Consider the following 13,668-nt stretch of genomic DNA (forward strand, 5'->3'; position numbering starts at 1 on the left):
CGATGCCTTCCCGCCTCCCCGAACCCGGCGCCGACGAACGCGCCCATGCCGACCGCCTGATGCAATTGCTGCGCGAGCAGATCGCCTCGCACGGGCCGATGCCGTTCTCGCAGTACATGGAGCGTTGCCTGTATGCGCCGGGGCTGGGCTATTACAGCGCCGGTCGCACCAAGTTCGGCGCGGCGGGAGACTTCGTCACGGCGCCGGAACTGGGCGAGCTGTTCGCACGTTGCGTGGTGAATGCGTTGCAGCCGGTGCTGGCGATGCTGGGCGGGGAGGCCGACTTCCTCGAACTCGGTGGCGGCAGCGGTGCGTTCGCCGAGGCGGCGTTGAAGACGCTGGCAGCGGGCGACACCTTGCCGCGGCGATACTTGATCCTGGAACCCAGCGCCGACCTGCGCGAGCGCCAGCGCGAACGCCTGCAGGCAAACCTGCCGGCGGAACTCAACGCGCGCGTGGCATGGCTGGATCGCCCGCCCGAGCAGGACTGGCGCGGCGTGCTGTTCGCCAACGAGGTGATCGACGCGCTGCCGGCCACCCGTTTCGCGATGCGCGATGGCGAGGTGTTCGAGGAATATGTGGCGCTGGACGGCGAGGGGCGATTGATGCGCGTCGATCGTCCGGCCGATGCGCTGGTCGCCGGCGCGGTGCGGCACGTCGAACGCGACCTCGGCGCCGAGTTCGCCGACGGCTACCGCTCCGAACTGCTGCCGCAGTTGCCGTACTGGATACAGGCCGTGGCCGGGGCGCTGGTCGCCGGCGTGATGCTGTTCGTCGATTACGGCTACGTGCGCCGCGAGTACTACCTGGCCGAGCGCGACGACGGCACCTTGATGGCGCACTACCGCCACCACGCGCACAACGATCCGCTGTACCTGCCCGGCTTGAACGACCTCACCGCATCGGTGGATTTCACCGCGCTGGCCGAGGCCGGCAACAGCGCGGGTTTCGGCGTGGCCGCGTACATGCCGCAGGCGCAATTCCTGATTGGCGCGGGCTTGCAGCAGGTGTTCGAGCAGCTGCAGCCGGCGGACGAACGCGGCCGCCTCCAGCTGGCGCAGCAGGTGAAGAAGCTGATGCTGCCCGAACAGATGGGCGAGCGCTTCCAGGCGATGCTGCTCGCGCGCGGCATGGAGGCGCTGCCGCTGCCGGCCGAGCTGCTGGCCGCCGATCAGGGCGGCCGGCTCTGAGCTAGCCCGCGACGGATCCGGCGGTCGGCGGCGCAGTGGCCGTCGACGTGGCCGCCGCCGGCGCCGATGCAGCTGGCGCGGGAACGGACGCGGCCGGCGCCGGCAATGGCTCCACCTTCGTCGAATCCTCCGGCCGCCGCCGCATCGCGCCGCTGGCGAACTGCTCGCTGGCCACTTGGTAATACGCCACTGCGTCGTCGATCAGCGATTGCCGCAGTGGCTGCACCGGCGTGGCGTCGCCGGTGGCGTAGTCGGGCTTGAGCTGCTCCAGCCGGCGCCGCGGCTCCAGGATGGTGAGCACGTCGTCTTGCAGGTAGCCGAGCTTTTCGTAGGTGCCGGGGAAGGCGTGTTCGCGTTCCGGCGGCAGCGCGAACAGGTCGTGGCCGAAGAAGCGCGTGCGATAGCTGAAATTGAGCATGCCCAGCAGCGTCGGCGGGATGTCCAGCTGGCCCATCAGCCGGTGCACGCGTTCGGGCTTGAAGTGCGCCGGCGCGTAGATCCACAGCGGGATGTGGTAGCGGTTGATCGGCAGGCTGGTCTTGCCCGCGCTGGAGGCGCAGTGGTCGGCGGTGATCACGAACACCGTGTTGTCGAAGTACGGCTTAGCCCGCGCGCGCCTGATGAAGTCGCCGATCGCCCAGTCGGTGTACGCCACCGCGCCGGCGCGCGATTGGTTGGGAAACTTCACCCGGTTGTCGGGGAAGGTGTACGGCCGGTGGTTGGAGGTGGTCATCACGTGCAGGAAGAACGGCTTGCCCTCGGCGTGGATCTGGTCCATCTGGCCCAGCGCCAGGGTGTACAGATCCTCGTCTGCCACGCCCCACACGTTCTGGCCGTGGATGGTGGCGCCCTTGGGGATGTCGCGCCGGTCCACGTCGCGATAGCCGTTGTGGCCGAAGAAGTAGTTCATGTTGTCGAACTGGCCGTAACCGCCGTAGACGAAGTCCGACTGGTAGCCGCGGTCATTGAAGATGCCCGCCAGCGAGAACAGGTCCTCGTTGTCGTGCTCGCGGATCAGCGAGTCGCCCGGTGTCGGCGGCACCGACAAGGCCAGTGCCTCCAGCCCGCGCACCGTGCGCGTGCCGTTGGCGTAGAGGTTGTCGAAGAACACGCTGTGATCGACCAGCGAATCGAGATACGGGGTGAGCTGCTGCTGGTTGCCGAACGTGGCCAGGTAGTCGCCGGACAGGCTCTCCACGCTGATCAGCACCACGTTGAGATGCTTCTCCGGGCCGACGTGGCGGATTGCGCGGGTGAGGTCGCGCGGGTCGTCGCTGATGAAGGTGGCGTCCGGCGTCTGCAGCAGTTCGCGCAGTCGCGCATAGGCCTGGTCGTCGGGCAGCGTGCGGTAGAACTTGGCGTAGTCCAGGTGCGAGGAGCGGAACGCGGCGAAGAACTGGTAGATGCCGTTGCCGGCCAGCTCGTCGACATAGGTGTTTCCAGTGCGATCCTTCATGCCGCCGTTGACGGCGAACACCGAGACCACCGTCAGCACCAGCCACAGCAGCACCAGCTTGCCGCGCTGCCACAGCCGGCTGCCGCTGTCGCGCGCGCGCAGGCCGCGGCGGCCGATGAAGAAGATCACCAGCGCCAGCACCACCAGCAGCGCCAGCCAGCGCCAGATCGGGTAGGACTCCCGGATGTTGCCGATCACCTCGGTGGTGTAGACCAGATAATCCACCGCGATGAAGTTGAAGCGCACGCTGAATTCGTTCCAGAACACCAGTTCGGATGCAGCGATGAACAACAGGGCGTAGACCAGCAGCAGCCCGAAGCCGTACACCACCCACTGGCCGGCGCGCGAGGTGTAGGTGAACCCCGCCAGCGGCAGCACGAACAGGAACGGCAGGATCGCCGGCCAGGTCACCTTGAGGCTGGCGTGGTAGATCAGGTGCAAGGCGCCGACGCACAGCACGCCGGCCAGCGTCACCCCCACCGCGTACAACAGCCAGCGCAGCAGCGGCGGCGTGCGGCCCGAGCGGGTCGGCACCAGCCACAGCAGCAGCACCATCGGCCAGGCCAGGTAGATGAAGGTCACCAGGTCGTAGCCCAGCCCCACGCCGAACGCGTAAAGCAGGTTCAGCGGGGTATGCGGCACGTTGCTGCCGGACATCACCAGCAGCACCACGCGGGTGACGAAGCTGATCGCCAGGTAGGTGATGCCCAACCACCACAGCGGTCGGAAGCGCTGGCGCAGCGGTGAGGGCGCGGTGAACAGGTCGGACACGGACGACTCCAGCGGGTTGGCCGATCCCCCGATCGGCAATCCGCTCTTTATACCGCGGATCAGCTTTTCGGATGCTTTGTCTTCACCGCGGCGATCGCGTCGATGCGTGCCGCCGCCATCGCCTGCCCGATCGCCGGGCCGGTCAGGCCGGCGGCGACGAAGCCGGCCGCGTCGATCGCCGCGGCGGCATCGCGGCAGGCGCGCAGGTAGTCGGCCTGCGGATACGCATCCAGCGCATGTCCCGTGCGACCGCGCTTGTCCGCCATGCAGGCAGCCAGGAACTTGTCCAGCCGTGCCGGGCGCCGCAGGGCGTCGAGCGCGGTCAGCAACTTCAACACCGTCGCGGGCTTCAGCTCGAACGCCCGGTGGGCGTTCAGGTGCTCGCGGCAAACCAGCTCGGCCAGCGCGGCATGTTCGGTGGGTACCTTCAGCCGTGCGGCCAGCGCGCGCAGCGGCTTCACGCCGCGCTGCTCGTGGCCGACGTGGCGCGGCAGTTCGTGCGCCGGGGTCAGCGCCTTGCCCAGGTCATGAGTCAGCGCGCAGAAGGCGACCAGGTCGTCGCCCGGCGCCAGTTGTGCCGACTGGTCCAGCACCAGTTCCAGGTGAACGCCGCTGTCGATCTCCGGGTGGAACTCGGCGCGCTGCGGCACGCCGTACAGCGCGTCGACCTCGGGAAACAGCACCGCCAGTGCGCCGCACTCGCGCAGCACGCGCAGGAACGCCGAGGGCTGCGCCTCGCCCAGTGCCTTGCGCGTCTCCGCCCAGACCCGCTCCGGCACCAGGTGATCGATCTCGCCATCGCGCACCATCTGCTGCATCAGCGTCATCGTCTCCGGCGCCACCGTGAAACCCAGCGGGGCGAAGCGCGCCGCGAAGCGTGCCGTGCGCAACACGCGCACCGGATCTTCGGCGAAGGCCGGCGACACATGCCGCAGCACCCGTACGGCGATGTCGCGCACGCCGCCGAACGGATCGGTCAGCACGCCTTGCGCATCCTCGGCGATCGCGTTGATGGTCAGGTCGCGCCGCGCCAGATCCTGCTCCAGCGTCACGTTCGCGTCGGCCTGGAACACGAAACCGTGATAGCCGCGCCCGCTCTTGCGCTCGGTGCGCGCCAGCGCGTACTCCTCGCCCGTCTCCGGGTGCAGGAACACCGGGAAATCCCTGCCCACCGGTCGATAGCCGCGCGCCAGCAGGTCCTCGGGCAGCGCGCCGACCACCACGTAGTCGCGGTCACCCGCCGCCCGCCCCAGCAACTTGTCGCGCACCGCGCCGCCGACCAGATAGGTTTGCATGCGGGCATGATGCCATGCGGGAAGCGTTACGCCGTGCGTTGACCGTCGCAGACGAGGGGTGGAACATGCGCTCGGCGACATGGTACGGACCGTGAGTCCTTCTTGTCCGCGCTTGACCGCGCCGCCGCCATGAATGGCCGCAACAAGGGGGGCATCATGCTGGGCAGCTTCATTTCCTCCCGTCATTACGCCGAACTGCTCGCCCGAGGTCGTCAAGCCGGGCCGCGCATGCTCGAGCTCGATCCCGCGCAACTGGCACGGCACTACAATCGGCAGCCGTTTGTGTTCGCCCATGCCTTGGCCGGCAACGAACACTTCGCGCTGCCTCGCCTGTTCGACCTGTGCCGGCGCATGGATTCCCGGAAGATCCGCTACCGGATCGGCGAGATTCCCGACGACGCACACTTCGACAGTTCGTTCGATCGGTACAAGGCGGGCCTGAGTCTCGAAGACGCGATCGATCGATTCGAAGAAGAGCGTGCCTACGTCGTCATCTACAACCCCGAGCTGGACCCGGAATACCGGGTGGTCATCGAAGGCGTGCTGGCCGAAATCGCCGCGGACACCGCGTCCCTCGATCCGGAAATGACCTGGTATTCGACCTACATCTTCATTTCCACGCGCGACGCCGTCACGCCCTATCACATGGACCGGGAGATGAACTTCCTGTGCCAGATCCGCGGTACCAAGCGCGTGCAGCTGTGGAATCCGGCCGACGAGGAGGTGATGACCGACGCGCAGAAGGATCTGCTGCTCGCCCACGTCGGCGAGCGACCGACGTTCCGGGATGCGCTCGAGAACAAGGCGAGCACGTTCGACCTCGGCCCAGGCATGGGCGTGCATCATCCGTTCATCGCCCCGCACCGCGTGTACACCGGACGGGACCTGTCGGTGTCCTTGGCCGTCACCTACCGCACGCGTCGTTCGGACGTCTGCACGGCTGCCCACGTCTTCAATGCGAAACTGCGTCGACTTGGCTGGCGACCTCTGCCGGTCGGCCGCTCCCGCGCGCTCGATCGCTGCAAGGCAGCGGGCTTGCGTCTGTTCCGGCGTGGACGCGGCCTGATCCGGGGCAGGGGCGACGGACGGGCGTGAACGCCGCGGCGCTCAGTACGCGAACTCGCGGAACACCGGGTCCACGCTGCCGCCCCACGCGCCGTGGAACAGTTCAAGTTTGCGCTCGGCCGGGGTCTGGTTGGTGGCGACGATCTCGAGCAGCGGTTCCAGGAAGATGCTTTCGTCGGCACCGTTCTTGTTGAGGCAAGCGCGGCGCTTGAGCCCGTGGGCGGCGATCTTCAGCGCCTCCTCGGCGAGGTCACGCACCGTGCCGCCACGGAACGGCAGTTTCAGCGCGTGCTTCGGTACGCCGTCGCGCAGGGCGTGGCGCTCGGCGGTGCTGAAATCCTTGACCAGGTCCCAGGCTGCGTCCAGCGCCTGCTGGTCGTACAGCAGGCCGACCCAGAACGCGGGCAGCGCGCACAGCCGGTTCCACGGGCCGCCGTCGGCGCCGCGCATCTCCAGGTACTGCTTCAGGCGCACCTCGGGGAAGGCGGTGGTGAGGTGGTCCGCGAAGTCCTTCATGGTGGCGCGCACGCCCGGCAGCGCGGGCAGTTCGCCGGCCATGAACTTCCTGAAGTCCTGCCCCGCCAGGTCGAGGTACTGGCCGTTCTGCAGGCTGAAGTACATCGGCACGCCGAGGATGTAGTCGACGTAGCGCTCGTAGCCGAAGCCGTCGGCGAACACGAAGTCGAGCATGCCGGTGCGATCCGCATCGGTATCGGTCCAGATGTGCGAGCGATACGACAGATAGCCGTTTGGACGTCCCTCGGTGAACGGCGAGTCGGCGAACAGCGCGGTGGCGATCGGCTGCAGCGCGAGGCTGGTGCGGAACTTCTTCACCATGTCCGCTTCGGACGAGAAGTCCAGGTTCACCTGCACCGTGCAGGTGCGCGTCATCATGTCCAAGCCGAGCGAGCCGACCTTGGGCATGTACTCGCGCATGATCTTGTAGCGGCCCTTGGGCATCCATGGCATCTCGTCGCGGCGCCACTTCGGCTGGAAGCCCATGCCGAGGAAACCCACGCCCATGCTCTCGGCGACCGAGCGCACGTCCTTCAGGTGCGAGTTCACCTCGGCGCAGGTCTGGTGGATGGTCTCCAGCATGGCGCCGGACAATTCCAGTTGCCCGGCCGGCTCCAGCGTGATGGAGGCACCGTTGCGCGACAGCGCCACCGGGTTCTCGCCTTCGCGGGCGACGTCCCAGCCATAGCGGATGGCCAGGGTCTCCAGCAGCACCTTGATGCCGCGCTCGCCCTCGAAGGTGGGCGGACGCAGCGTGTCGGTGAGGAAACCGAACTTCTCGTGCTCGGTGCCGATGCGCCAGGCCTCGCGTGGCTTCTCGCCAGCCGCCAGGTAATCGGCGAGCTGCTGGCGCCCCGCGATCGGGGTGCTCTTGACGGCGCTGGGTATGGACACGGGGGAAGCCTCGCTGGGAGTGCGCACCATGTTGGGGCTGCGGCGCGAGCACAAAAGGGGGTGACGGAAAATAATTGTACGCGACGGTACAGATGAGCCGGGAATCGGGAATAGGGAATCGGAGGAGCGTCGCCTGGCCGGCATGTTTGTCCGGTGGAAGAATCCGGGGACCGGAAAACAACAGGGCCGGCATGAAGCCGGCCCCGTCGCGACGCTTTTCTATTCCCTATTCCCTATTCCCCATTCCCGATTCCCGGCTCTTTCACCGCTTCATCGAATTGAAGAACTCGTCGTTGGACTTGGTGTTCTTCATCTTGTCGAGCATGAACTCCATCGCGGCCAGCTCGTCCATCGGGTGCAGCAGTTTGCGCAGGATCCAGATCTTGGCCAGCAGGTCCGGGTCGATCAGCAGGTCTTCGCGGCGGGTGCCGGAGCGGTTGATGTCGATCGCGGGGTAGACGCGCTTCTCGGAGATGCGCCGGCTCAGGTGTACTTCCATGTTGCCGGTGCCCTTGAACTCCTCGTAGATCACCTCGTCCATCTTGGAGCCGGTTTCGATCAGCGCGGTGGCGATGATGGTCAGCGAACCGCCTTCCTCGACGTTGCGCGCGGCGCCGAAGAATCGCTTCGGGCGCTGCAGCGCGTTGGCGTCCACGCCGCCGGTGAGCACCTTGCCGGAGCTGGGCACCACGGTGTTGTAGGCGCGGGCGAGGCGGGTGATCGAGTCGAGCAGGATCACCACATCCTTCTTGTGCTCGACCAGGCGCTTGGCGCGCTCGATCACCATCTCGGCGACCTGCACGTGGCGCACGGCCGGCTCGTCGAAGGTGGAGCTGATGACTTCGGCGCGCACGGTGCGGGCGATCTCGGTGACTTCCTCCGGCCGTTCGTCGACCAGCAGGATCATCACGTGCGCTTCGGGATGGTTGTAGGTGATCGCCTGGGCGACGTTCTGCAACATCATCGTCTTGCCGGACTTGGGCTGCGACACGATCAGGCCGCGCTGGCCCTTGCCGATCGGCGCGATCAGGTCGAGGATGCGGCCGGTGATGTCCTCGCTCGACCCGTTGCCGCGCTCCAGCTTGAACGCCTTGCGCGGGAACAGCGGGGTGAGGTTCTCGAACAGCATCTTGTTCTTCGATGCTTCCGGCGGGTCGCCGTTGATCGTCTCCACCCGCAGCATGGCGAAGTAGCGCTCGCCTTCCTTCGGATGCCGTACGCGGCCGGTGATGTAGTCGCCGGTGCGCAGGTTGAAGCGACGGATCTGGCTGGGGCTGACGTAGATGTCGTCGGGGCCGGCCAGGTAGCTCTCGTCGGCCGAGCGCATGAAGCCGAAGCCGTCCTGCAGGATTTCCAGCACGCCCTCGGCCCAGATGCCGCCGCCGGAGCGGGCGTGCGCCTTGAGCACGTTGAAGATCACGTCCTGCTTGCGCGCGCGGGCAATGCCTTCGTGCAGGCCCAGCGATTCGGCGAACTCCAGCAGCTGCGGCGCCTTCATGCGCTTGAGCTCGGTGAGGTTGATCAGGCGGGTGTCGCTGCCCGGATCGGCGTTGTCGTCGTCCATCGGCAGGCCGTTCGGGTTCGGGCGCGGGTGGCGCTCGCCCTGCGGCCGCTGCTGGTTGTTGCGCTCGCCGCGCTCGTTGCGGCGGCGCCGGCCGCGACCGTCGCGACCTTCACGGGGGCCGTTCTGGCCCTGGTTGGAACCCTGGCCCTGGTTCTGGTTCTGGCCCTGGTTCTGGTTGGCATGGGGGTTGGCGGCGCCGGATTCCGTGTTCGCCGGGGTGTTGTTGCCCGTTGCGGCCCCGGCTTCCGTGGCGGCCGGGACGGGTGCCGGAGTTGGAGCCGGTGCGGCGGGCGCGGGCTGTTCGCTGGCGGGCGCCTTGTCGGCTGCGCCTGCCTTGGCGCTGGTGCCGCCGTCGTCGGTGGTCGCGGCGGATTTCGCGGCGACCCGGCGCGGCGCGCGGGCGCGGGGCTCGGGCTTGCCTTCGGTCACGGTGCTGGCATCGGCGCCCCGGGTTTCGGGCGGAATCTGGTTATCGGTATCGGACACGGGCAATCCTCGCGGGGCGCCGTTGAGTTGCAGGAGGGAGGGTGTGCGTCGCGCGGAGGCGCAAGGGGACAGGACTGTCCCGACGGACGCAGATCAATCTAGCACCCGTCGTGGGGCGGCGTAAAGCGGCGCAGGCCTGCCGGACCATGCCGGACAGGCTGCGACGGACGGGTGGCTTGCGGGAAAGTCAGATGGCCTTGTCGATCATCTGGGTCAGCTGGCCCTTGCTGACGGCGCCGATCTGGGTCGCCTCGACCTTGCCGTTCTTGAACACCATCAGGGTCGGGATGCCGCGCACGCCATAGGCTCGCGGGGTCTGCTGGTTCTGGTCGATGTTGACCTTGACCACGCGCAGCTTGCCTTCGTACTGCTGGGCCAGCTCGTCCAGCATCGGCGCGATGGCCTTGCACGGGCCGCACCATTCGGCCCAGAAATCCAGCAGCACGGGGGTTTCGGATTTGAGCACCTGCTGTTCGAAGGCGTCGTCGTTAACATGGGTAATCAGGTCGCTCACCGGGGATCTCCGTGGCTTGGGGTACGCAAAAACTGCAGGCAGGGAACAATGGGGTGGCCAGCGCCACAATACAAGGAGTGGCGTCATCGGCTACACTCGGGCGCCCATGAAGCATGGGTTGAGCTGAGAGGGAGGCGGGCCGGCACGGCCAGCGTCCATTCCAGCGCAACCCCGGGCACGATTCAAGAGCGGCCCTTGCAGGCCGCTTTCGGGCCGCCGTCAAAACCGGCGTCGCACGCCGCGGCGCGACCTTGCCGACCCCCGGGATTGCACGCTTCACTGCGCCACGCGCACCCGTCCTGCACCGTTTCGCGCCGGTTTTCGGCCGCCAAAGCGGGTGCAGCGCATTACGCCGCCCCAAGGCAAGGTTCCCAGTTACCCATATGTCACAAACCGTACTCACCGATACCTTTTTCACCAACTTCGATCTTCATCCGCTGCTGCAGCAGGGCCTCGACGACAGCGGTTTCACCCGCTGCACGCCGATCCAGGAAATGACCCTGGCGCCGGCGCTGGCCGGCCGCGACGTCGCCGGCCAGGCGCAGACCGGTACCGGCAAGACCTGTGCCTTCCTGGTCGCGCTGATGAATCGCCTGCTCACCACGCCGGCCGTGGCCGACCGCAAGGATTCGGACCCGCGCGCGCTGATCATCGCGCCGACCCGCGAGCTGGCCATCCAGATCGACAAGGATGCCCAGGCGATCGGCCGCCACACCGGCCTGAAAACCGCGCTGATCTACGGCGGCGTCGACTACGACAAGCAGCGCCAGCAGCTGAAGGACGGCTGCGACATCATCATCGCCACGCCCGGCCGCATGCTCGACTACCACAAGCAGGGCGTGTTCAGCCTCAACAGCGTCGAGGTGATGGTGATCGACGAGGCCGACCGCATGTTCGACCTCGGCTTCATCAAGGACGTGCGCTTCATCTTCCGCCGGCTGCCGCCACGCGAGCAGCGCCAGGTGCTGCTGTTCTCCGCCACGCTCAGCCACCGCGTGCTGGAGCTGGCCTACGAGCACATGCACGAGGCCGAGAAGCTGGTGGTCGAGAGCGACCACGTCACCGCCGACAAGGTGCGCCAGGTGGTCTACTTCCCGGCCAAGGAAGAGAAGATGCCGCTGCTGCTCAACCTGATCGACCAGCACAAGCCCGCGCGCAGCATCATCTTCGTCAATACCAAGGCCGCCGCCGAGCGCGTCACCGAGCGCGTCAAGCGCCACGGCTGCCGCGTCGGCGCGATCTCCGGCGACGTGCCGCAGCTGAAGCGGCAGAAGTTGCTGCAGCGCTTCCAGGAGGGCCAGCTCGACATCCTGGTGGCCACCGACGTGGCTGCGCGCGGCCTGCACATCCCGCATGTCAGCCACGTGTTCAACTACGACCTGCCGCACGAGGCCGAGGATTACGTGCACCGCATCGGCCGCACCGCGCGGCTGGGCGCCGAGGGCGACGCGATCAGCTTCGCCTGCGACCTGTACGCGATGTCGCTGCCGGACATCGAGGCCTATATCGGCCAGAGCATCCCGGTGGCGTCGATCGACCCTGCCTGGCTGGTGATGCCCAAGCCGCATGCCGTGGACGCGGAGTTCGCCGCGAACGCGGCGGCCGACAGCGCGGCGTTCGGCGACGTGGTACCGCCGCGGCCGGGCGAGAAGCCGCGCCGTACCGGTGCGAGCGGCCGCGGGGGTCGTGACGGTGAGCGTGGCGCGTCGAGGCCGCGGCGCGAACACAAGCCGGCCGTGGCGGAAGCGCCGGCCGTGGCGGTCGCCGCGGCGGCGCCTGCCGCCGAGGCTGCACCGGCCAGCGACAACACCGAGGGCACGCGCAAGCCGCGTCGCCGTCGCGGCGGACGCAATCGCCGCCGCGACGGCGCGCCGGTGGCCGGCGCCGAGGTGACCACGCCGACGCAGGCAGCGCCTTCGGGCCACCACGGCGGTCGCGGCGAACGCCGTCCGCCGCGCGAGCGCACCGCGGGCGAAGCGTCCGCCGCCGTCCACCACGCCCGCCCGTCGCGCCAGGTGGCGGTGACCTCCGGCAAGGCGGTCGAGCATGCGCGTCCGGACAAGCCCGGCCTGTTCCGCCGACTGACCCGGCTGTTCACCGGCAAGTAGCCGCGCCCGCTCCGCGCAGACGACACGCATTCGGCGATGCCGGCAGCCGCACCTGGTTGCTTCGCTTCCCTTATCCTTGGGGTCGGCATGACCACATCCAGGTGCGGGGAGCGGCGGTGATCCAGTTCGATCAAGTCAGCAAACGCTACGAAGGCGGCCACGAGGCGCTGTCGCAGCTGTCCTTCGAGGTGCCCGACGGCGAGATGGCGTTCGTCACCGGCCACTCCGGCGCCGGCAAGAGCACCTTGCTCAAGCTGCTCGGGTTGATCGAACGCCCGTCGCACGGTTCGATCAGCATGGACGGCAAGAAGCTGTCGAAGATCCGCGCCAGCGGCGTGCCGAAGTGGCGCCGGCGGGTCGGCATGGTGTTCCAGGACCATCGGCTGCTGATGGATCGCACGGTGTTCGCCAACGTGGAGTTGCCGCTGGTGATCGGTGCGGTGGCGCGCGCCGAGCGCGCCCGCCGCGTTCGTGCGGCGCTGGAGAAGGTCGGCCTGCTCGCCTACGAACGGCAACTGCCGGCCACGCTGTCTGCCGGCGAGCAGCAGCGCGTGGGCATCGCCCGCGCGATCGTGGCCCGACCGGCGCTGCTGATCGCCGACGAGCCCACCGGCAATCTCGACCCGCAGCTGGCGCTGGAGATCATGGCGCTGTTTGCCGAGTTCCAGCAGGTCGGCACCACCGTGCTGGTGGCCAGCCACGACCTGCCGCTGATCAAGCGCATGAAGAAACGCGTGATCGTGCTCGATCACGGTCGGCTGGTGGCCGACCTCGCCGCGCAGGAGGTCTTGTGAACAAGGCACCCGAGCAGCGCGCCGCGCCCGCCGACGCACCGGCGCGCAACGAACACAGCCGCGGCCGGCGCTTCGCCAGCTGGCGCGAGCACCACGGCTGGAGCGCCGCGGCGAGCCTGCGCCGTCTCGCCGCGCGCCCGCTGGGCAGCGTGCTGACGATCGCCGTGATGGGCCTGGCGCTGGCCTTGCCGCTGGCGTTCTACCTGCTGCTGGGCAACGTGCAGCGGCTGGGCGATGCGCTGGGCCAGAACCCGGCGATCAGCGTGTTCATGAAGTCCGACCAGGGCGCGCAGCAGGCGCAACTGCTGGCCAGCGACCTGGGCGCCCGTGCCGAAGTGGCGTCGGTGGCGATCAAGACGCCGCAGCAGGGCATGGACGAGCTGGCGAAGATGCAGGGTTTCTCCGGTGCGCTGCAGACGCTCGGCGACAACCCGCTGCCCTACGTGCTGCAACTGCAGCCGCGCGACGGTGCCAGCGCCGCGGCGCTGGAACAACTGGTGGCCGACGTGCGCGCGATGCGCAGCGTCGAGCTGGTGCAGGACAGCGGCCACTGGCGCCAGCGACTGGAGGCGTTGCTGGGCGTGGGCAATCGCATCGTGCTGATCGTCGCCTCGCTGCTCGCGCTGGCGGCGCTGCTGGTGGTGGGCAACACGGTGCGGGTGGATATCGCCAGTCGCAGCGAGGAGATCGGCGTGCTGCTGCTGGTCGGCGCCGGCAAGGCGTTCGTGCGCCGGCCTTATCTGTATGCGGGGATCTGGTACGGCCTGTTCAGCGGCATCCTCGCCGCCGCGCTGGCGGTGGCGATCGAGCTGGTGCTGGCGCGGCCGGTCGCACGACTGAGCGCGGCGTACGATGGCCAGTTGCAGGTGGGCGGGTTGCCGGCCTGGCTGCTGCTGGCCGTGCCCGTGGCGGCCGCGTTGCTGGGCTGGCTCGGCGCACGCCTGGTCAGCGCCTGGCAACTGCGCACGGTGGCGTGATGGCGCGGCGCGGCGGTGACGTGAATCGCAGCCTGCGA

General features: G+C 68.2%; 9 protein-coding genes and 1 pseudogene. 5 read left to right on the top strand and 5 right to left on the bottom strand.

All coding sequences use genetic code 11. The annotated features are described in order from the left end of the window. Positions 1-2 precede the first annotated feature (2 nt). Complete coding sequence (locus tag ACVCL9_RS15145) at positions 3-1,190, top strand: class I SAM-dependent methyltransferase (RefSeq protein WP_447097498.1); 1,188 nt, start codon at positions 3-5, stop codon at positions 1,188-1,190. A 1-nt stretch (position 1,191) separates the two neighbouring features. Here ACVCL9_RS15145 and ACVCL9_RS15150 read toward each other — a convergent pair whose 3' ends face one another. Then, a complete protein-coding gene (locus tag ACVCL9_RS15150; protein ID WP_447097497.1) occupies positions 1,192-3,417 on the bottom strand; it encodes an LTA synthase family protein in 2,226 nt (741 codons plus the stop codon). Positions 3,418-3,476: 59 nt separating this feature from the next. Beyond that, positions 3,477-4,712, bottom strand: a complete 1,236-nt coding sequence (locus tag ACVCL9_RS15155; RefSeq protein ID WP_447097496.1) for a multifunctional CCA addition/repair protein — start codon at positions 4,710-4,712, stop codon at positions 3,477-3,479. Positions 4,713-4,814: 102 nt separating this feature from the next. Here ACVCL9_RS15155 and ACVCL9_RS15160 point away from each other — a divergent pair, with 102 nt between their 5' ends. Beyond that, entirely contained in the window at positions 4,815-5,807 is a 993-nt protein-coding gene (locus ACVCL9_RS15160) for a cupin-like domain-containing protein (protein ID WP_447097495.1), read from the top strand. A 12-nt stretch (positions 5,808-5,819) separates the two neighbouring features. Here the strand turns inward: ACVCL9_RS15160 and ACVCL9_RS15165 are convergent, their stop codons facing one another. The 3 genes from ACVCL9_RS15165 to trxA form a co-directional block, all read right to left on the bottom strand. Continuing rightward, positions 5,820-7,187 (bottom strand): glutamate--cysteine ligase, encoded by a 1,368-nt coding sequence (locus tag ACVCL9_RS15165; RefSeq protein WP_395121035.1) that lies wholly within the window; start codon positions 7,185-7,187, stop codon positions 5,820-5,822. Positions 7,188-7,449: 262 nt separating this feature from the next. Continuing rightward, positions 7,450-9,180, bottom strand: a complete 1,731-nt coding sequence (gene rho, locus ACVCL9_RS15170) for a transcription termination factor Rho (protein ID WP_447099495.1) — start codon at positions 9,178-9,180, stop codon at positions 7,450-7,452. Positions 9,181-9,424: 244 nt separating this feature from the next. Next, positions 9,425-9,751, bottom strand: a complete 327-nt coding sequence (gene trxA / locus ACVCL9_RS15175; protein WP_008438536.1) for a thioredoxin TrxA — start codon at positions 9,749-9,751, stop codon at positions 9,425-9,427. A gap of 383 nt (positions 9,752-10,134) precedes the next feature. Between trxA and ACVCL9_RS15180 the strand changes: the two are divergent. From ACVCL9_RS15180 to ftsX, 3 genes and pseudogenes are all read left to right on the top strand, one after another. Further along, positions 10,135-11,776, top strand: a pseudogene (locus tag ACVCL9_RS15180) (DEAD/DEAH box helicase). A 199-nt stretch (positions 11,777-11,975) separates the two neighbouring features. Then, a complete protein-coding gene (gene ftsE / locus ACVCL9_RS15185) occupies positions 11,976-12,653 on the top strand; it encodes a cell division ATP-binding protein FtsE (RefSeq protein ID WP_136258070.1) in 678 nt (225 codons plus the stop codon). Continuing rightward, positions 12,650-13,630: a permease-like cell division protein FtsX gene (ftsX, locus tag ACVCL9_RS15190; protein WP_447097494.1), complete on the top strand. Its 981-nt coding sequence runs from the start codon at positions 12,650-12,652 to the stop codon at positions 13,628-13,630. The genes ftsE and ftsX overlap by 4 nt, the downstream gene beginning before the upstream one ends. The last annotated feature ends 38 nt before the right edge of the window (positions 13,631-13,668 follow it).

This window comes from Rhodanobacter sp. UC4438_H5, from assembly GCF_052978405.1.

Excerpts from the sequence above, each read along its gene's own strand:
- ACVCL9_RS15145 (WP_447097498.1), top strand. The coding sequence starts at position 3 with ATGCCTTCCCGCCTCCCCGAACCCGGCGCCGACGAACGCGCCCATGCC.
- ACVCL9_RS15155 (WP_447097496.1), bottom strand. The coding sequence starts at position 4,712 with ATGCAAACCTATCTGGTCGGCGGCGCGGTGCGCGACAAGTTGCTGGGG.